This is a genomic window from uncultured Ruminococcus sp., assembly GCA_902785355.1.
In the GTDB taxonomy this organism is placed as follows: Bacteria; Bacillota; Clostridia; order Oscillospirales; family Acutalibacteraceae; genus Ruminococcoides.
Genome location: CACZYF010000003.1, coordinates 1 through 18,429, shown reverse-complemented (window position 1 = coordinate 18,429; position 18,429 = coordinate 1). Strand labels below are relative to the sequence as shown.

General features: G+C 51.4%; 20 protein-coding genes and 1 tRNA gene. 20 read left to right on the top strand and 1 reads right to left on the bottom strand.

The features are described 5' to 3' along the window. The first annotated feature begins 114 nt into the window (after positions 1 to 114). The gene (locus R2I50_RS01205; RefSeq protein WP_316607247.1) at positions 115 to 1,338 is read left to right on the top strand and encodes an LCP family protein; all 1,224 of its coding nucleotides are present in this window, start codon (positions 115 to 117) and stop codon (positions 1,336 to 1,338) included. A gap of 78 nt (positions 1,339 to 1,416) precedes the next feature. After that, the gene (locus R2I50_RS01200) at positions 1,417 to 1,890 is read left to right on the top strand and encodes a GtrA family protein (RefSeq protein ID WP_316607246.1); all 474 of its coding nucleotides are present in this window, start codon (positions 1,417 to 1,419) and stop codon (positions 1,888 to 1,890) included. 62 nt (positions 1,891 to 1,952) lie between these two features. Here the strand turns inward: R2I50_RS01200 and R2I50_RS01195 are convergent, their stop codons facing one another. Beyond that, positions 1,953 to 3,599, bottom strand: a complete 1,647-nt coding sequence (locus R2I50_RS01195) for a DUF1653 domain-containing protein (RefSeq protein WP_316607245.1) — start codon at positions 3,597 to 3,599, stop codon at positions 1,953 to 1,955. A gap of 252 nt (positions 3,600 to 3,851) precedes the next feature. On the opposite strand from R2I50_RS01195, the gene R2I50_RS01190 reads away from it, so the two are divergent. The 18 genes from R2I50_RS01190 to R2I50_RS01105 all read left to right on the top strand — a co-directional run bounded on the left by R2I50_RS01190 (position 3,852) and on the right by R2I50_RS01105 (position 18,196). After that, positions 3,852 to 4,313: a hypothetical protein gene (locus R2I50_RS01190; protein WP_316607244.1), complete on the top strand. Its 462-nt coding sequence runs from the start codon at positions 3,852 to 3,854 to the stop codon at positions 4,311 to 4,313. 45 nt (positions 4,314 to 4,358) lie between these two features. Further along, positions 4,359 to 4,718 carry a hypothetical protein gene (locus R2I50_RS01185; protein WP_316607243.1) on the top strand — a complete coding sequence of 120 codons (360 nt, stop codon included), beginning with the start codon at positions 4,359 to 4,361 and terminating at the stop codon, positions 4,716 to 4,718. A gap of 2 nt (positions 4,719 to 4,720) precedes the next feature. Then, on the top strand, positions 4,721 to 5,356 hold the full coding sequence (locus tag R2I50_RS01180) for a formate/nitrite transporter family protein (RefSeq protein WP_316607242.1): 636 nt from the start codon (positions 4,721 to 4,723) through the stop codon (positions 5,354 to 5,356). A 149-nt stretch (positions 5,357 to 5,505) separates the two neighbouring features. Continuing rightward, positions 5,506 to 6,015 (top strand): crossover junction endodeoxyribonuclease RuvC, encoded by a 510-nt coding sequence (ruvC, locus tag R2I50_RS01175; protein WP_316607241.1) that lies wholly within the window; start codon positions 5,506 to 5,508, stop codon positions 6,013 to 6,015. After that, complete coding sequence (gene ruvA, locus R2I50_RS01170) at positions 6,015 to 6,608, top strand: Holliday junction branch migration protein RuvA (protein WP_316607240.1); 594 nt, start codon at positions 6,015 to 6,017, stop codon at positions 6,606 to 6,608. The genes ruvC and ruvA overlap by 1 nt, the downstream gene beginning before the upstream one ends. Positions 6,609 to 6,681: 73 nt before the next feature. Further along, positions 6,682 to 7,746, top strand: a complete 1,065-nt coding sequence (gene ruvB / locus R2I50_RS01165) for a Holliday junction branch migration DNA helicase RuvB (RefSeq protein ID WP_316607239.1) — start codon at positions 6,682 to 6,684, stop codon at positions 7,744 to 7,746. Between the two features lie 80 nt (positions 7,747 to 7,826). Beyond that, the gene (locus R2I50_RS01160) at positions 7,827 to 8,690 is read left to right on the top strand and encodes a class I SAM-dependent methyltransferase (RefSeq protein WP_316607237.1); all 864 of its coding nucleotides are present in this window, start codon (positions 7,827 to 7,829) and stop codon (positions 8,688 to 8,690) included. 23 nt (positions 8,691 to 8,713) lie between these two features. Next, positions 8,714 to 9,550: an energy-coupling factor transporter ATPase gene (locus R2I50_RS01155; protein WP_316607236.1), complete on the top strand. Its 837-nt coding sequence runs from the start codon at positions 8,714 to 8,716 to the stop codon at positions 9,548 to 9,550. Next, complete coding sequence (locus R2I50_RS01150; RefSeq protein ID WP_316607235.1) at positions 9,547 to 10,410, top strand: energy-coupling factor transporter ATPase; 864 nt, start codon at positions 9,547 to 9,549, stop codon at positions 10,408 to 10,410. The genes R2I50_RS01155 and R2I50_RS01150 overlap by 4 nt, the downstream gene beginning before the upstream one ends. Beyond that, a complete protein-coding gene (locus R2I50_RS01145; RefSeq protein ID WP_316607234.1) occupies positions 10,407 to 11,216 on the top strand; it encodes an energy-coupling factor transporter transmembrane component T in 810 nt (269 codons plus the stop codon). The genes R2I50_RS01150 and R2I50_RS01145 overlap by 4 nt, the downstream gene beginning before the upstream one ends. Then, positions 11,213 to 11,950, top strand: coding sequence for a tRNA pseudouridine(38-40) synthase TruA (gene truA / locus R2I50_RS01140; RefSeq protein WP_316607233.1), 738 nt, complete (start codon positions 11,213 to 11,215; stop codon positions 11,948 to 11,950). Before R2I50_RS01145 ends, truA begins: the two co-directional genes overlap by 4 nt. Positions 11,951 to 12,031: 81 nt before the next feature. Then, positions 12,032 to 13,540: a DUF5711 family protein gene (locus tag R2I50_RS01135; protein ID WP_316607232.1), complete on the top strand. Its 1,509-nt coding sequence runs from the start codon at positions 12,032 to 12,034 to the stop codon at positions 13,538 to 13,540. Positions 13,541 to 13,685: 145 nt separating this feature from the next. Beyond that, on the top strand, positions 13,686 to 14,243 hold the full coding sequence (locus tag R2I50_RS01130; RefSeq protein ID WP_316607231.1) for a CvpA family protein: 558 nt from the start codon (positions 13,686 to 13,688) through the stop codon (positions 14,241 to 14,243). Positions 14,244 to 14,287: 44 nt separating this feature from the next. Continuing rightward, entirely contained in the window at positions 14,288 to 14,929 is a 642-nt protein-coding gene (locus R2I50_RS01125; protein ID WP_316607230.1) for a CDP-alcohol phosphatidyltransferase family protein, read from the top strand. A 21-nt stretch (positions 14,930 to 14,950) separates the two neighbouring features. Then, positions 14,951 to 17,284 carry an ATP-dependent Clp protease ATP-binding subunit gene (locus R2I50_RS01120; protein WP_316607229.1) on the top strand — a complete coding sequence of 778 codons (2,334 nt, stop codon included), beginning with the start codon at positions 14,951 to 14,953 and terminating at the stop codon, positions 17,282 to 17,284. A gap of 158 nt (positions 17,285 to 17,442) precedes the next feature. Continuing rightward, a tRNA-Gln gene (locus tag R2I50_RS01115) sits at positions 17,443 to 17,517 on the top strand. A 102-nt stretch (positions 17,518 to 17,619) separates the two neighbouring features. Continuing rightward, the gene (locus R2I50_RS01110) at positions 17,620 to 17,880 is read left to right on the top strand and encodes a type II toxin-antitoxin system Phd/YefM family antitoxin (RefSeq protein ID WP_316607227.1); all 261 of its coding nucleotides are present in this window, start codon (positions 17,620 to 17,622) and stop codon (positions 17,878 to 17,880) included. Further along, the gene (locus R2I50_RS01105) at positions 17,870 to 18,196 is read left to right on the top strand and encodes a type II toxin-antitoxin system RelE/ParE family toxin (protein WP_316607226.1); all 327 of its coding nucleotides are present in this window, start codon (positions 17,870 to 17,872) and stop codon (positions 18,194 to 18,196) included. The genes R2I50_RS01110 and R2I50_RS01105 overlap by 11 nt, the downstream gene beginning before the upstream one ends. Positions 18,197 to 18,429 lie beyond the last annotated feature (233 nt).

Genomic DNA, 18,429 nt, shown 5'->3' with positions numbered 1-18,429 from the left:
TTCTAAATAAGAAAATTAATTCATCTTTACATAGTATAATAAGATGGTATATTTACAGTCGGGTGGTATGTCCGACCGTAATAAATCAGTTGTGTTATGAAAGGCGGTTTATAGATGGCAAAACGAGATAACGATTTTGTTGATATTTCATCCTCCGCTGATGTTGACAGATTTTATGACGATGACGATATGCCCCGCAGAAAGAGAGGTACCGGCAAGCGTGTGTTTGTGCTGATCCTCTCCATTCTGATGCTTTTATCGGGTACGGTTATGGTTGTTGGTAAAACGATGCTTGAGAACGTGCTGAACGGGATCAACTATGTTAATGATTCTACCGAGCCTCAGGCGCCGTCCCAAGCGATCACCGAGACTACGACGGTCAGCATCAAGTCAGGCGGCGACAGCCTCCTCTCCAGCGACAACGTCCTGAATATTCTGCTTTTCGGTCAGGATTCCAAGGGCGACGGCGAGGACTACGGTCGTTCCGACACCATGATCCTGATGTCGATCGACAATGTTCATAATAAGCTCAAGCTCACTTCCTTCCAGCGCGATACTTACGTGCATATCCCCGGACTCGGCGATGATAAGATCAACGCCGCATATTCCTTCGGCGGAGAAAAGAAGTCTATCGAAACGATCGAAGCAAACTTCGGTATCAAGGTTGATAAATACGCGACGGTCGACTTCGACGCGTTCAGAGATATCATCAAGATCCTCGGCGGCGTCGATATCGAGCTGAGTATCGAGGAGATCCAGTATATCAACGCTCAGATCGAGGTCAACGGTCAGGAGAATGTCACCAAAAAGCTCACATACGACGCAACGAAGAAGAAGCAGATGGTTCACCTCGACGGTTATCAGGCGCTCTGGTTCGCCCGCAACCGAGGCGAGTATCAGCTCGGCGGTAATCCCGAGTACAGCTTCTCCGGTGACGACTGGGATCGTACCCAGCGCCAGCGCAATCTGCTTGAGACCATCATCAAAAGCCTGCGTAACGATACCGATATCACCAAGCTGGTCACGATCGCTAACAAGGTCGGTCCTTATGTTACCACCAATTTGACCAAGGGCGATATCACCTTTCTGCTGACCAATATGCTCACTTATATGAAATATGATATGGAGCAGATGTCTATGCCGGTCGAAGGCACCTGGCGCTACGGTACTACCGACGACGGACAGAGCGTTATCGTTATCTCAGATTGGGACGGCGCCCGTAATGCGATGGCTAGATTTATCTATGAGGACGCTGTTTCCAGTAAAACCACCACCGCCACCACTTCGATGGTGACTCCCGGTTACGTTCCTCCCGAGAACAATGATTCGGAAGAGTAACCGACCCTGAAAGCCTTTTAAAAGCGGAAACTCGGACAGAGCTTCCGCTTTTTTAAACAAAAGATATGAGGTTAGCTTATGAATGATAATAAAAAGAAGGAACTGATCCGATCCGTTAAGTTTACGCTGCTGTCTATTTCGGCGGGCGTCATAGAGCTGTCGCTGTCCGAACTGTTGAACGCCGTAACGCCGCTGCCGAAGTGGGCGACTTACCTGATCGCTCTGGTTGTATCCGTGGTATATAACTTTACTATCAATCGAAAGGTTACCTTTCATTCCGTAGCCAATATCCCCGTTGCAATGGCGAAGGTTGCCGGCTATTACTGCGTTTTTACTCCGCTCTCAACATGGTTCGAGCATTATTTGACGGCGACGCTCGGCTGGTACAGTGTCTTTGCGACAGCTTTGAATATGATTCTGAACTTTGTCACCGAGTTTCTGTTCACCCGCTTTGTGGTTTACGGCAAGCAGGTCGATAACGATCCCAAATACATTGAGAAGGAATACAAAAGGTCCAAAAAGAATCTTGAAGACAGCATGAAAAACGAATAATTCATGAAAAACACCCGGCGGGAATTCCGTCGGGTGAATTTATTGATAAATCACACGTTTACTTAGTCGATCTTTTCGAATCGGCGCATCTTTTTACCGTCGCGTTCGATGATCTCCTGGAACATCTTGTAGGGGCGGACCCACAACCCGTGATCGCCGTACAGTGCGCGATAGATGACCATGGTCTCGGTCGTTTCGCTGTCCTTCGCGAAGTCGATGACCTCGTACTCGTTGCCCTTGAAGTGTCTGTATTTACCCTTCACAATCTCCTCGGGGACAAGCTCCGGCTCTGCTTTTGTCTGCTCAACCGGTTCATGCTCGGGGCGGGGAACGGGAGAAGCCTCCTCAAAGCTCATATCCACACGGAAGGAACCGTCGTTCTCGACGAGTATCATCGAGCTCATCGGCGGTATGTCGATCTCGAACCACCCGTTGCAGCCATACTGCTGATTATCGTTCAGCACATCGGTCAGCACGCCGTTGAAGCCGGTGTTGATGCCGATTTTTCGATATTCGCCGCTCTGGTTAAGCATGACGTACAGCTTCTGAGAGTCCGACTTCATCGAGAAGCACATGTACTCGAGCTGGATCAGCTCGTTTTTATACTTACCGGTGTGCAGTGCGTCCAGCGCGTGCTTGAGCCTGCCGAGCTTGCAGATGTGCTCAAAGAGGCTGTAGTCGGGGTTTTCCAAGGCGTTGAGGTTCAACTCGCGGCGCAGATCATCGTCGGAGTGCTGCTGCTTGCGACCCTCCATACCGAATTCACTGCCGTAGTAAACGGACGGCACGCCGGGCATCGTATAGAGCATGGTGTACACATTTTTCAGCAGCGCTTTGTCCCGAATGATGCTCGCGAGTCTTGTGACGTCGTGATTATCGGCAAAGTTATACATATACAGATTTTTGTACATGCCCCAGTCACCGCACTGCCGATCGATGGAGTGAGCAAACTCAAAGTAGTTGCGGTCGTTGTGACAGGAGTAAAGACCTTTGTAGATCTCATAGTTCGTGACGGAATCGAGCATTTCATTGTTGGCGATACGGTTATAGTCGCCGCCGACGATCTCGCCGTACATCCAGAAGTCCGGCTTTAATTCTCTGCACGTCCATTTCAGCCGCTTGAAGAAGTTGACGTCCATGACGTTTGCGGCGTCGAGCCTTAATCCGTCTATACCGAACTCATTGATCCAGTAGCGGACAGCGTCCAGCAGATGCTCAACGACGTCGTTATTCTGTAAATTCAGCTTGACCAGATCGTAGAAGCCCGCCCAGCCCTCATAGCTGAAGTGATCGCCGTAGGGACTCTGCTGATCGAAGCGGATGTTTTGAAACCACGAGGTATAGGGTGAGCCCATCCCGTGCTCCTGAATATCTTTAAAGGCGAAGAAGTCGCGGCCGACGTGGTTGAATACGCCGTCGAGGATGACGCGGATGCCGTTCTGATGTAAGGTATCGCAGATCTTCTTGAAGCTTTCGTTGTCACCCAGTCGGCTGTCGATTTTGCGGTAGTCGATGGTATCGTAGCCGTGTCTGGTGCTCTCGAATACGGGGTTAAAAACGATCGTATTTACGCCCATTTTCTTGAAATGGGGGATAAAGTCATAGATCTTGTCCAGCCGATAGGTCAGCTGAAAGTCGTTTTCCTTTGGCGCTCCGCAGAAGCCGAGCGGGTAAATGTTATACATAACTGCGTCGTGAATCCAATGCATCGTATGACCTCCTTTATTGGAATCTCCTAAGAGTATAACACCTTTTTTCGGAATGTCAATTCACAAATTATTCATCATTTTATGGATTACAGTCCCTGAGAGGGGAGGAGTCGCGGAGCGAGGGCAGGGCATATCAATCGGATACACCTGCCGCTCAGAGCGAACGGATTATCATCTTTTTCTAAAACCGGTTGAATTGTTCGCCGAGTTGTGATAAAATAACTGACAGTATCAAAGTAATCGAGGTGCATTATGTCGAAATTGGTATCGGTAGAGACGAATATCGAGTCTAAATCCGAGAAACATATCCGCTGGTTTTTAGTAGTCATGTATTTTATCCAGACCTTTGTCACGACCTTCCCCTTTGTACAGGGGCATGCCGAGAACGGCAAGCTTGCCTCCGTTACGGCGTTCAATCTGCTTGTCCAGCCCGACGGCTACACACAGAAGGGCGATATCGCTCTGGCGATCATGGGCGGAATCCTGGTCGTTTTCCCGCTTGTTTGCTTCTTCTTCTGCCTGCTTGACAGAAAGTCGAAGATCAAGTGGATCGTTAGCGGCTCATGCTGTATGATCTGCGCGATCGTGATCACCTTCGGTATCGGCGGCAGCCTCGGCTTCGGAGCGCTGGTCACGCTGATCATCAACCTTGTCTGCATGTTCATGACGACCCAGGGCTTTCAGGCGACCCGCATGAGGGAACGCAACTCATAATCATAATGCTTTTACGCCGCGCATAAACTGGATCGGGTGATGGTTATGCGCGGTAAGCTTTTTTTGATTTCGGTTTTGATCCTGTGTATGTTCACGCTTGTCGCGTGTACGCCGGTGATCCGCAATTCTGCCGATGAACTCACGCTGTATCACTGGCGCTGTGAGGAAGAGAACGGAAAAACAGCTGATCTGTCCTTTGACGGTGACGATGGCTGTCTGTCCGTCAGCTCAGGGGGAGCGGAGCTGACGATCCGCGGGATCTATGCCGTCACGGATGATTCACTCCTGATCTGCGACCGTTCGACAGGCTCGGATTATCGGTTCGGCTATCGGCTGTACGGCGACAGGATCGAGCTGAGCAGCAACGGCAGCGCGATCACGCTGCAAAAGATAACGGAGGGTTAAAAATGACGTTTGTAAAAAATCTCTTTTCCGCTGTGATGGCGGGTATCATGATCTCATTCGGCGGCGGCGTATATCTCGCGTGCGTCGCGGTTGAGAAAGCGCCTCTCGGTGCTTTCCTGTTTTCACTTGGACTGACCGTCATTCTGATGTTCGGTTTTCTGCTGTTCACGGGTAAATCGGCGTATCTCTTAGAGAATAAACCTTTGAAATATATCCCTTACCTTCTGATAATCTGGATCGGAAATATCCTCGGCTGTATGCTGATGGGTGTTGCCGTCGGCGCGGCAAAGCCGAATCTTCATGATGTTGCGGTGACGCTGTGTGAAGCGAAGCTCGGACAAGCCCCGTGGCAGACGATCATCCTCGGCGCGTTGTGCGGAATCCTCGTCTATATCGCGGTCGATAACTTCAAAAGCGACAGTGACAAGACGCCCATTCACAAATATCTCCTGGTCTTTACCTGTGTTCCCGCATTCATCCTCTGCGGATTTGAGCACAGTATCGCGGATATGTTTTACTTTGCCGCTTCCAACATGCTCTACAGCGGAAAAGGTATCGTTTACATTCTGCTCGTCACCCTCGGTAATCTGGTCGGGGCGGTAGTGTTCCATACCGTCAGAAAGGCCGTCGCAAAATAGTCAAACTGAATAAAGAATCATCCACAAGAAAGTCGCAGTTTATTGCGACTTTTTTTCTTTTTTGGTTGCACGGTGTTATGAAGTATGCTATAATAAACTGTCATAATGTGCGTAAAAGTACTATTTTGCGTTATAAGGAGAAATACAGCTTGATTATTCTCGGAATCGATCCCGGCTACGCGATCGTCGGATGGGGCGTAATTGAATATAAAGGCGTGACCTTCCGACCTGTCGCCTTCGGTGCGATCACGACCGAGGCGCATACTGATTTTAACCTTCGACTCAAGCAGATCTACGATGATACCGTCGAGCTGCTGCAGCACAGCAAGCCTGACGCGGTTTCGATCGAGAAGCTCTATTTCAACACCAACACGACTACCGCTATCTATGTCGCGGAGGCGCGCGGCGTGATTCTGCTCGCCGCTCAGCAGGCGGGGGTTCCCGTGTATGAGTACACGCCTCTGCAGGTCAAGACCGCCGTCACCGGCTACGGTAAGGCGCTCAAGCCGCAGGTGATGGAGATGACTCGCAGGCTGCTCCATCTGAAAGAAGTCCCCAAGCCCGACGATACCGCCGACGCGCTGGCGATTGCCATCACGCATACTCAGGCGGCGGGTACCGGACTGCGTGATTATATGATGAAACGAGGGATTAAGTAATGATATATTCCGTTCGCGGAACGCTGATCTTGATGGACGCGGGTATCGCCGTTGTCGAGTGCGGGGGAGTCGGCTATCGTGTGCAGACCTCTATCTCGACCCAGAAGACCCTGAAGCTGAACAGCGAGGTCATGCTGTACACTTATATGAATGTCCGCGAGGACGCGATGGAGCTCTTCGGCTTTGCGAGTAAGGGCGAGCTTTCTACCTTCAAGCTGTTGATCGGAATTACCGGAGTAGGCCCTAAGGTCGCGCTGGCGATCCTTTCAGAGCTAAGTTCCGAGCAGATCGCGATGGCGGTTTCCGCCGGCGACAGCAAGACTTTGACCCGCGCCTCGGGCGTCGGCCCCAAGCTTGCTCAGCGTATCGTCCTTGAGCTCAAGGACAAGATCCGGTCCGTCGCGACAACAGAAGGCTTTGATCCCGGCAGCAAGGGTACGGTGATCGCCGATACAGGCAACATACCGAAGGCAGTCGCGGCGCTTGCGGTGCTCGGCTATTCCGCCGCCGACGTGACTCCGATCCTCTCTCGGCTCGATCCGAACATGTCGGTCGAAGCGATGATCGCGGCGACCTTGAAACAGATGGCTTGATTATAAATGTCGTTGCGAAGCACGTCAGAGCTGCGGCAATGCTAAACGATTATTGAATAAAGGACAATTCTGAATGGATTATAATACTGATTTTGAAATGGATTTCGAGGATCGTATCATGGATACCTCCGAGATACCCTCCGACGCGCTTGACTCCGATAACCCCCTGCGTCCCAAGACGCTGGACGAGTACATCGGTCAGGACAAGGCGAAGGAGAACCTGAAAATTTTCATTGAAGCGGCGAAGAAGCGCGGCGAGTCCCTCGACCACGTTCTGCTGTACGGCCCTCCCGGACTCGGCAAAACCACTCTCTCGGGCATCATCGCCAACGAGATGGGCGTGAATATCCGTATCACCTCCGGTCCGGCGATCGAAAAGCCCGGCGATCTCGCGGCGCTGCTCACCAACCTCAATCCCGGCGACGTGCTGTTTATCGACGAGATCCACCGCTTGTCGCGTTCGGTAGAGGAGATCCTCTATCCCTCGATGGAGGACTTCGCGATCGATATCATCACGGGTAAGGGTCAGATGGCGGCTTCCTATCATTTGCCGCTGCCGCGTTTCACGCTCGTCGGCGCTACTACCCGCGCGGGTCAGCTGACAGCCCCTCTGCGCGACCGTTTCGGCGTAGTATTACGTCTTGAAATGTACACGCCTGAGGAACTTGCGCAGATCATCACCCGCTCGGCGAATATCCTCGGTATCAAGATCGATGAGGACGGCGCTTTGGAGCTTGCGTCACGTTCGCGCGGTACGCCGCGAATCGCGAACCGCCTCTTGAAGCGTGTCCGCGACTTCTCCGAGGTCATCTCGGACGGCGTAATAACCGTTGAGGTTGCGCAGACAGCGCTCGACCGTCTGGAGATCGACGAGCTCGGTCTTGATCAGAACGACCGCCGGATGCTTGAAGCGATGATCAAGTATTATCGCGGAGGTCCCGTCGGACTGGAGACCCTCGCCGCGGCGATCGGTGAAGAGGCGGTTACCATCGAGGACGTTTACGAGCCGTACCTCATGCAGATCGGCTTCTTGTCCCGTACCCCGCGCGGCAGATGCGTTACCGCGGCCGCTTACGAACACCTCGGCTATAAGGTGCCCGCAAATACCGCCGCGGCTCAGGGCAGTCTGTTTGACTGATAAAAGTCATCATGAGGGATAGTGTGTGTATCTTACCGCGATAATCCCGACTGATAGTCTATTTAATAGTGTGAAATAATATGAGAAAATCTGATTTTTGGCGTGATTATGAGCTCATCGATTCCTCCTCGGGCGAGCGACTCGAGCGCTGGGGCGATATCATCCTGATCCGTCCCGACCCGCAGGTCATCTGGAACACCGAGCGAAAAAATCCGCTTTGGCACAATGCACATGCCCGTTACCACCGTTCGAATACAGGCGGCGGAAAGTGGCAGGTATATAAGAGAATCCCCGATTCATGGCAAATAAAGTACCGCGATCTGGTCTTTAACGTTAAGCCGATGGGCTTCAAGCATACCGGTATCTTTCCGGAGCAGGCGGTCAACTGGGATTTTGCCTGTGATATTATTCGCGGCAGCGACAGACAGCTGAACGTGTTGAACCTCTTCGGCTACACCGGCTGTGCGACGATATCAGCCCTTAAAGCAGGCGCGAAGGTCTGTCATGTCGACGCGTCCAAGGGTATGGTCGCATGGGCGAAGGAAAACGCCGCTTCCTCCGGCGTGATCGATAAGCCTGTCCGCTGGATCGTGGACGATTGCGGCAAGTTTGTTGCCCGAGAGATTCGCAGAGGCCGTTTTTACGACGGGATCATCCTCGATCCTCCGTCATACGGCAGAGGACCTTCCGGCGAGATATGGAAGCTGGAAGAACAGCTATATTCTTTTATCGAATTATGCGCAGATGTTTTATCTGATGACGCAAAGTTTGTGATCCTTAACTCCTACACCACGGGGCTGTCGCCCTCGGTGATGGAATACATCCTGGGTACGGTCATCAAGAGCCGCTTCGGCGGCGAGGTCAGCTCCGATGAGATCGGGCTGTCTGTGACCGATACGGGGCTGACCCTCCCGTGCGGCTCGACCGCAATCTGGCGCAGATGACGCGCCGTTAATTTGGAGAGTATATGGAATTTATTTCTGTACAAAACGTGAGCTTTCAGTACGCTGAAGAAGAAAACAGCCGGCAAGTACTGAATGATATATCCTTTGAGATAAAGAAAGGCGAATTTGTCGCCCTGCTCGGACATAACGGCTCAGGCAAAAGCACGATCGCGAAGCTCCTCAACGCCCTGCTCGTTCCGCAGAAGGGCAAGGTATTCGTCGACGGTATGGATACTTCCGATGAGAGTCTGACCTATGATATTCGCAGTAAGGTCGGACTGGTGCTGCAGAATCCCGACAATCAGCTTGTCGCGAGCGTCGTCGAGGAGGACGTCGCCTTCGGACCCGAAAACCTCGGGATCCCCGCCGATGAGATCCGCGTGCGTGTGGATGAAGCGCTCAAGGCGGTCGATATGTACGATCATCGCCTCAAAGCGCCTTACAAGCTCAGCGGCGGACAGAAGCAGCGCGTCGCCATCGCGGGCATCATCGCGATGAGACCCGACTGTATCGTGCTCGATGAGCCGACCGCTATGCTCGACCCCAAGGGCAGAGAAGAGGTTCTCTCGACCATCAAGAAGCTCAATAAAGAATACGGCATCACGATTGTGATGATTACTCATTATATGGATGAGGCTGTTCATGCCGATACGGTCTATGTCGTCGACAGCGGCAGCTTCGTCACCTCCGGCACCGCCGAAGAGGTCTTTTCTCAGGTGGAGCTGTTGAAGAAGCATCGACTCGACGTCCCTCAGGCGACCGAGCTGTGCCATAAGCTGCGCGCCTGCGGCGTACCCCTCGAACGGCTGCCTCTTACAGAGGAGGATTGCGTTTCCATGCTCAGGGAGGTGATGCTGTGAGTCTGTTACAGGTACAGGAGCTGTCATACGTCTATTCACAGGGCACACCCTTTGAAAATACAGCGGTCGATCATGTCAGCTTTTCTGTTGAGAAGGGTGATTTTGTCGGCATTATCGGACATACCGGTTCCGGTAAATCTACGCTGGTGCAGATGCTCAACGGGCTGATCCGTCCCACCTCGGGAGCGGTTCTGCTTGACGGCGCGGATATTTGGGAGAAGCCCAAGGAGATACGAAGGATCCGCTTTAAGGTGGGACTGGTGTTCCAGTATCCCGAGTATCAGCTGTTTGAAGAAACGGTCGAGAAGGATATCGCCTTCGGCCCGATGAATATGGGACTCAGCCCCGACGAGGTCAGGAAGCGCGTTATCGACGCTGCGAACTTCGTCGGACTCAAGCCCGAGCTGCTTGAGAAATCTCCCTTCGATCTTTCGGGCGGAGAGAAGCGCCGCGCCGCGATCGCGGGTGTGATCGCCATGGATCCCGATATCCTGATCCTCGATGAGCCCTGCGCGGGTCTCGACCCCTTGGGCAGGGACGTTCTGCTGACCCAGATCTATCGCTATCATGAACAGCGCGGCAACACCGTTCTGCTGGTCTCCCACTCGATGGAGGATGTGGCGACGGTCTGCGACAAGGCGCTGGTCATGAATCACGCTCATCTCGAAATGTTCGATACGACCCAAAAGGTCTTTTCACAGGGAGAGAAGCTGCGCGCAATGGGACTCCGCGTGCCGCAGATCACCTCGATCGTCGATTCGCTTTCCGCTGCCGGCGTACCGCTTGAAAAAGGTACCCTGACCGTGGAAAAGGCGGTCGAAGAGATCACCGAGTATTTGAAGAGGGAGGGACGTCTATGAGAGATATCACGCTCGGACAGTACTTCCCGACCGATTCGCTGATACATCGTCTTGATCCCCGCGTCAAGATTATCAGCCTGATCGCTTATATCGTGCTGGTTTTCTGCACGTTCAATTATTATGCCCTCGCCTTGATGGGCGCCTCGGTATTCGCTATCGTATTGATGACGAAGGTACCGCTTAAAATGTACCTCAAGAGCCTCAAGGTGATTATCGTCATCGTACTTATCACTTCGATCTTGAACCTGTTTTACGGAACAGGCGAGCCGATCTTTCAGTGGTGGATCATCAAGGTTACCTGGGCAGGCATCCATAACGCCGTTTTCGTCTGTGTAAGGATCGTTTGCCTGATACTCTTAAGCTCCGTGCTGACCTTCACCACATCTCCGACCGATCTGACCGACGCTCTGGAACGGCTGATGAAGCCGCTGACCGTCTTTCATATCAAGGTGCATGAGATCGCGATGATGATGACGATCGCCCTGCGTTTTGTGCCGACCTTATTGGAGGAAACCGATAAGATCATGGCGGCGCAGAAAGCCCGCGGCGCGGATATGGAGAGCGGCAGCCTCTTTTCGCGTATCCGCGCGATGGTACCCGTACTGGTGCCGCTGTTTGTTTCCGCGTTTCGCCGCGCATATGAGCTGGCGGTCGCGATGGAATGTCGCTGCTACAGAGGCGGCGACGGCAGAACCCGTATGAAGCAGCTCCATATGTCAAAGCGTGACGCTGTTGCGATTGCGCTGGGTATTGTGCTGATAGCCGGAATTGTTCTGCTGGATGTTTTTATGGGTCATATACTATGAGAAATATACTGTTAACTCTTGCATATTGCGGCAAGAACCTCCACGGCTGGCAGATACAGAGCAACGCCGTGACCGTGCAGGAGGTCTTTCAGGACGCGCTGTTTCAGATCATCGGCGAACGCCCCGATATCAAGGGCTGTTCCCGTACCGACAGCGGCGTTCACGCCAACATGTACTGCGTGTCCTTGAAACTCAGACATCCGATCACGAACGATCATCTGATGCTTGCGATGAACCGCTATCTTCCGGATGATGTCGCGGTGTTCGGCGTCGTAGATGTTCCCGACGACTTTCATGCCCGTTATTCCTGCAAGGGCAAGGAATATGTCTACAAGGTGTGGAACAGCCGCGTTCGCAATCCGTTCCTCAACGGACTGGCGCTCCATTACCGTTATGATATGGACGTCGATATGCTCAACCGTGAGGCACAGGCGTTTGTCGGATCGCATGATTTCACCTCTTTCTGTACCCTCGATAAGCGCGAGAAGGGCGATTTTACCCGAACGGTGCAGTATTTCCGTGTTGAGCGGGAAGGCGATCTGGTGACCTTTACGGTTGCCGCCGACGGATTCCTTTATAATATGGTGCGTATCATGGTCGGTACGCTGCTCGCGATCGGTCAGGGGCGCATCCCGCAGGGGGCTTTGCCTGAGATCATTGCGGCGGAGGATCGCGGCAGAGCGGGCGGTACCGCTCCCGCGTGCGGACTGTATTTGAATAAAGTATTCTATTGATACACTGCCGTTTCAATAATCCCTGAAATTACGGCAGGTTCAACCAATCAATAACCCACAATCTTTGATTCAGGTGAGAATATGGAAAGACAAGGAAGGCGCTTTGCTGATGATATAGAAGCTACTAAGGTGATCGAGAAGCTTCAAAAGCAGCCAAAGCAGAAAGAAAAACCGAATAACATTAAAAATAATCCGAAGCCTGAGAAGGAGAAAAAGCCTAAGAAAGAAAAGACTCCCTCAGAGAAAGAACTGCTCCGTGAGCGAAAGAAGCGGGAAAAACAGCTTGAAAAGGATCGGCGCCTGAAAGAAAAGAATGCCAAAAGGCTCGAGAAGCTGATGAAAAAACAGCGGAAAAACAACCATAACGCCGTTCATACAGACGACCGCGATCCCGATTCGCTTAGAGATAATGCGTCAGCCTCCGACGAGTCTTCTGCACCTAAGAACAGCTTCGTCAAGATTCATAAAAGGCGTATCATCGCCGCCGCGGTGATTGTTCTTCTGCTGTTCGCGGTGGTTTTCGTGATTTCCAATCCCGCGCGCTTCTCTCTGCAGAGTATCACGAATTTTTTTAACTATGGTGTGCTGAATCGTAACAGCGACGAGCGCTTTCCGCTGGATATCAGCGGTGAAAGCGTCAGTCCGGGCGATTTCTACGGTAAAGGGATTAATATCTGTTATTCCTCCGATACAAAGACCCAAGAGCTGAATAACTACGGCAGGGTCGTTTTTACGTCGCCTCATTCGTTTATCAATCCTGTATTGGTCTCCGGAAAGAAACAAACGCTGGTTTATAATCTCGGCGGAACAGGCTATCAGGTGATTGACGCAGAGCATAACGTCCGCACACTCGAAGCGAAGGATAATATCATGGTTGCCGATATAACCGATTCCGGCGTTTACGCGCTGGTAACGCAGAACGGCGGTTATCTGAGTAAGCTTTACGTATTTAACGAGGACGATGATCAGATCTTCGCGTATTCTTTTGCGGATTACTATGTTACCTCCGTGACCCTGAGCAATACCGGCAGACAGGCTGTCGTATCCGGATTATCCGCGTCCGAGGGTATGGATATCGCCGCTCTGTATGTGCTGGATTTCACTAAGGATACGCCGCTGTATCTGGAGCAGATCGAAAACAATATCATCTATGATGTGTGTTATATGAACGATCACAGCGTTGCGGCTGTGGGCCGTTCTGCCGCTTACGTGATCAATACCGGCAACGGAAATATGGAAACGATCGATTATGAGGGCAAGTCGATGACCGCGTATGATATCAACACCGATACCGATACCTTTACGATTTCCCTGTCCGGCTCCGGCGACGGCAGAAACTGCGATATCGTAACGTTCAATTCTTCCGGCAGAGCCGATAAGAGCTTCCATATAGACGAGAAGATCACGGATCTTTCAACTTATAAAGGTCGTGTGGCGCTGCTTACCGGTGATTCGGTGCTTCTGTACTCAAAGGACGGCAAACAGATCTCCGAGAAGGAGCTTCGTTCCGACCCGCATACCGTCGTTTTATATACCGGTTCCGACGCCTACGTGTTGTGTACGGGCTATATCGACTCGATCCGTCTGTGAGGCTCGTATGATATATGACGTGATAATGGCCGCGATATTTCTCATACTGATTATTGTGAGCGCATATCGCGGCGCGGCACGGTCAATTGCGCGGTTCATTTCCGTCTTGATCGCTTATGCGCTCGCGGCCCCTTTGGGAAAGCTGATGTCAGCATGGCTGTATCAGACCTTTGTCAGACCGGAGATCGATAAAGCGGTCGTATCGGCATTTTCTACGCTTGTTACCGGAAACGTCAAGGGTGCTGTCGATTCGATCCCCTCATGGCTCGGCGCTATGATGAAGGGCGCTGACATCGATCTGTCTGCGTTCGCTGCATCCGCAAAGGATCCTACCGCTGTATGTAATGCTGTCAGTGAAGCGGTCAAACCCGTTGCGATCGGTATCCTCACCGCTCTGGCGACGGCAGTGCTTTTTCTGCTGCTGATGATCCTGTTCCGCTTGATTATCTCAAAGCCGCTGGCGCATGTGTTTGATCTGCCGGGGCTTCGCGGGATCAATCGACTCCTCGGCGGCGTGATTGGCGTTGTCGACGCATTTTTATTGGTTAGCCTGCTCGCGTATCTGCTCAGACTGCTTCTGCCTTATATGCAGTCGGGTCCCGATTGGCTTAATGAAAGAACAATTTACAATTCATTCATATTTTATCACTTTTACAGTGGTAATATATTCACAACCGTTCTCAAAGCGATCGGATTGTCGTAATGATGTTTCTTGATCGATGAGACCGGATGTCAGAGGTTCAGATTATGAAGAAAGAAAGTAAAAACGAAGTAATCAGTAAGGATCTGATGACGATTCCCAACGCGATTTCATTTGCTCGGATCGTCCTGATCACCCCGTTTGTCGCGTTCTTTATCGCGGCGAAATATATTACCGGGAACTATATCCCCGCGATCGTGATCATTGCGCTGTCCGGAATATCGGATTTCTTTGACGGAATGATCGCCCGCAAGTTCCATCAGGAGAGCGAGCTCGGTAAGGTGCTCGATCCTCTTGCCGATAAGCTGACATTGATCGCGGTGGGTATCTGTATGATATTGATAGAGCCGTACGTGCTCCCTTTGATGATTATTATGGTATTAAAGGATATCCTCATGATCATCGGCGGAACGCTGATTATCAATAAGGGCGTTATTCCGCCCAAGTCATCATGGTATGGCAAGTTGAGCACGTTTATGTTCTATATATCGGTCGGCATGGTTGTGTTGATGGCGATTTTTGATTATCATAACGAGACCCTTTCGCTTGCAGTTCTCGGCGTAACGGCGGGTATGATGATTTTCTCGCTTATCAATTACGCGATCATTTTCTTCAAGATCCTGAGACAGCTGAAGGAATCCGAATCCGATCAGGGATCGGTACAGGCTTCCATTACCGATAAACAGTAAATACAATAAAGGAGTGTTTACATGATTTGTTCCAGATGTAATAAACGCCCCGCAGTGGTGTTTGTATCCAGCAACAAGAACGACAGCCAGCCGCGCGGCTACTGCCTGCTCTGTGCGAAAGAGCTGGGTATCAAGCCCGTTGAGGATATCATTCAGAAGATGGGCATCTCTCCCGATGATCTTGAGAACGTTCAGGAGCAGATGGATTCCATCATGGAGAACATGGGAGATATGGGTGATATGTCCGAGCTTGCCCAGAGCATGGGATTGACCAACGAGTCCGCTGAGCTCGCTCCCTCCGACGACGGAGATGATGACGACGATGATAAATTCACCCCCGGCGGCGCACCGTCGTTCCCGAATTTTTTCAACATGTTCGGCGGCGCTCAGAAGCCGCAGTCGAACGGCACCGATAAAAAGCAGGGTAAGGAGAAGAAGCAGAAGAACCGTAAGCATATCGGACTCTACTGCGAGGATCTGACCCATAAGGCTCGTACCGGCAAGATCGATAATGTTGTCGGAAGAGATAAGGAGATCGAGCGCGTCATCCAGATCCTGTCCCGCCGTACCAAGAACAACCCCTGCCTGATCGGTGAGCCCGGCGTCGGAAAGACCGCTATCGCCGAGGGACTGGCGCTGCGTATCGCGCAGGGCAAGGTTCCTCACCGTCTCAAGGATAAGGAGATCCAGCTTCTTGACCTTACCGCACTGATCGCCGGTACCCAGTTCCGCGGTCAGTATGAGAGCCGTATCAAGGGCTTGACCAAGGAGGTCAAGGAAGCCGGCAATATCATCCTGTTCATCGACGAGGTACATAACCTGGTCGGCGGCGGTGACAGCGAAGGTACGATGAACGCCGCGAATATTCTGAAGCCCGCTTTGTCCCGCGGCGAGATCCAGGTTATCGGCGCGACGACCTTCAATGAATACCGCAAGTATATTGAGAAGGATTCCGCTTTGGAACGCCGTTTCCAGCCCGTCAAGGTGGCGGAGCCGAGTATAGGCGACACTATCGATATCCTCAACGGTATCAAGGAATATTACGAGAAGCATCATAACGTCAGGGTAGGGGAGGATATCGTCCGCAAGGCGGCAGTGTTCTCCGAGCGCTATATCACCGATCGTTTTCTGCCCGATAAGGCGATCGACCTGCTCGACGAAGCTTGCGCCTGCGCTTCCTTACGCAACAAGGAGCGCGAGCAGTACGAGGACTTGATCGACGAGAAGAAGGCGCTGCAGGCGAATAAAGAAGCGCTCTCGTCCGAAGAAACCATCGATTATGAGGCGTTGGCGACCGTGACGTCCGAGCTTGCCCGTGTTGACGAGCACCTCAACGGTTTTGATGAAGCGACCCTCACCGCTGAGGTGACCGAGGTCGACCTGGCGAACGTCATCGAGCTTTGGACGGGTATCCCGCAGTCCCGCGTTCGTGAGAACGAGCTTTTGAAGCTCAAGGATATCGAGGAACACCTCAGGAAAAAGATCATCGGACAGGATGAAGCGGTCAACGCCCTCGCAAAGGCGATCAAGCGCTCCCGCGTTCAGATCTCGCCCCGCCGCCGTCCCGCGTCCTTCATCTTTGTCGGACCGACCGGCGTCGGCAAGACTGAGCTGGTCAAGGTGCTTTCTCAGGAGCTGTTTGATACGCCCGAGACGCTGATCCGTCTGGATATGTCCGAGTTTATGGAGAAGCACTCCGTCAGCAAGATCATCGGATCGCCACCCGGCTATGTAGGCTATGACGAGGCAGGCCAGGTGACCGAGAAGGTGCGCCGCAGACCGTATTCGGTACTGCTGTTTGACGAGATCGAGAAGGCGCATCCCGACGTCATGAATATTCTGCTCCAGATTCTCGATGAAGGCAAGCTGACCGACGCTCACGGCAGAACGGTCGACTTTTCCAACACCGTTATCGTAATGACCTCAAACGCCGGTTCCAATCGTGTTGAGAACTCGCTCGGCTTTGCCAAGAGTACCGAGAATATCGAGCACGAGCGCGTGATGAAGGGCTTGCGCGAGTTTCTGCGCCCCGAGTTCATCGCCCGTGTGGATGAGATCATCGCCTTCAAGAGCCTTACTGCCGACGATTTTGTCAAGATCGCCGATCTTATGCTCTCTGAATATGTCGATACCTTACGTGAGAAGGGGATCACCTTCCGCTTTGACGAGTCAGCGTGCAAGTATCTTGCCGAGAAATCCTGCAACGGTCAGTCCGGCGCGCGCGATCTGCGCAACCTTATTCGCAAAGAGGTCGAGGACATGATCACCGAGCAGATGATCCTCCACGGAGAAGGGGGCATCTCCGCGATCGCTCTGTCATCCGACGGAGAGAAGCTGACGATCGAAACTATCTGATACATAATACGAGAGGCGGGGATGACTCCGCCTCTTTTTTACTGCGCAGAAACAGGCGATGGCTATGCGAAATGCGCGCAAAGCGCGATTTCTTGCCGAGAAATCCTGATGATTCTCGCTTGACATAATCAAAAATTATGTTATACTATAGCTGTCGCTGGGAAGTAGCCAAGCGGTAAGGCAACGGACTTTGACTCCGTCATTCGTGGGTTCGAACCCCGCCTTCCCAGCCAATATCGAAAGCTGTCGGATTCGTTCGGCAGCTTTTTTCTGCTTTATTATTGACTTGTGGCTATATTTAGTGTATAATATAGCCACAATACAAATGAGGTGATATGATGCGAATCGTTCCTATGAGAGATTTAAAAGATACTGTGAAAATTGAGGCTCTTTGCAGTGAGGAAAATGGTCCTGTTTTTGTAACCAAGAACGGCTACGGCAGATTAGTGGTTATGGATATCGAGTACTTTGAAAGAACAATGAATAAGCTGTATGAAGCTGCTGCGCTCGCAAAAGGAATTGAGGATTCAGAAAAGGGAAATACACGTTCCGGTGATGAAGTAATGCAGGAAATGAGATTGAAATATGGCTTATAATTATTCATTTACCCGTGAAGCCGAGAAGGATTTTGATGAGATTCTTCATTATATGAACGATACGCTTGATAACCCAAATGCGGCGTCAGCTTTTATGAAGAAGATGGAAAAGGCAATTTCAGAAATAAGACATTTTCCGAAATGCGGTTCATTGGTCGAGAACGAGTTTATCACACAGAAAGGTATCAGGAAGATACCAATATCAAATTATTTGCTTTATTATAGATTGAACGAGATCGACGAATGTATTCACATTTTGAGGATTATTTACGGCAGACGAAATATGAATAATATTCTAAACGAAATGAATGCTTAACGCTTCGAGGATTCAAAACTGTACGGATTTTGAGCGGAAACAATCTTTTTTGTACACCAAGCACAATACCTAAAGCTGTCGGATTCGTCCGGCAGCTTTTTGATTTATATGATCTTTATCTACATTGCTGATTCATACTAATATTCATTAAAACACTTTAACATTTATTGTGTAATATTCCGCATAGCTGTGTTGTCGTCGTCGTTCGCTGTACTCGGTAGGCATATCCGGTT

Coding starts and splice junctions, on each gene's coding strand:
- ruvA (WP_316607240.1), top strand. CDS start 6,015: ATGATATATTCCGTTCGCGGAACGCTGATCTTGATGGACGCGGGTATC.
- R2I50_RS01145 (WP_316607234.1), top strand. CDS start 10,407: ATGAGAGATATCACGCTCGGACAGTACTTCCCGACCGATTCGCTGATA.
- R2I50_RS01190 (WP_316607244.1), top strand. CDS start 3,852: ATGTCGAAATTGGTATCGGTAGAGACGAATATCGAGTCTAAATCCGAG.
- R2I50_RS01135 (WP_316607232.1), top strand. CDS start 12,032: ATGGAAAGACAAGGAAGGCGCTTTGCTGATGATATAGAAGCTACTAAG.
- truA (WP_316607233.1), top strand. CDS start 11,213: ATGAGAAATATACTGTTAACTCTTGCATATTGCGGCAAGAACCTCCAC.
- R2I50_RS01185 (WP_316607243.1), top strand. CDS start 4,359: ATGCGCGGTAAGCTTTTTTTGATTTCGGTTTTGATCCTGTGTATGTTC.
- R2I50_RS01105 (WP_316607226.1), top strand. CDS start 17,870: ATGGCTTATAATTATTCATTTACCCGTGAAGCCGAGAAGGATTTTGAT.
- R2I50_RS01205 (WP_316607247.1), top strand. CDS start 115: ATGGCAAAACGAGATAACGATTTTGTTGATATTTCATCCTCCGCTGAT.
- ruvB (WP_316607239.1), top strand. CDS start 6,682: ATGGATTATAATACTGATTTTGAAATGGATTTCGAGGATCGTATCATG.
- R2I50_RS01110 (WP_316607227.1), top strand. CDS start 17,620: ATGATGCGAATCGTTCCTATGAGAGATTTAAAAGATACTGTGAAAATT.
- R2I50_RS01120 (WP_316607229.1), top strand. CDS start 14,951: ATGATTTGTTCCAGATGTAATAAACGCCCCGCAGTGGTGTTTGTATCC.
- R2I50_RS01180 (WP_316607242.1), top strand. CDS start 4,721: ATGACGTTTGTAAAAAATCTCTTTTCCGCTGTGATGGCGGGTATCATG.
- R2I50_RS01125 (WP_316607230.1), top strand. CDS start 14,288: ATGAAGAAAGAAAGTAAAAACGAAGTAATCAGTAAGGATCTGATGACG.
- R2I50_RS01200 (WP_316607246.1), top strand. CDS start 1,417: ATGAATGATAATAAAAAGAAGGAACTGATCCGATCCGTTAAGTTTACG.
- R2I50_RS01155 (WP_316607236.1), top strand. CDS start 8,714: ATGGAATTTATTTCTGTACAAAACGTGAGCTTTCAGTACGCTGAAGAA.
- R2I50_RS01195 (WP_316607245.1), bottom strand. CDS start 3,599: ATGCATTGGATTCACGACGCAGTTATGTATAACATTTACCCGCTCGGC.
- R2I50_RS01160 (WP_316607237.1), top strand. CDS start 7,827: ATGAGAAAATCTGATTTTTGGCGTGATTATGAGCTCATCGATTCCTCC.
- R2I50_RS01130 (WP_316607231.1), top strand. CDS start 13,686: ATGTCAGCATGGCTGTATCAGACCTTTGTCAGACCGGAGATCGATAAA.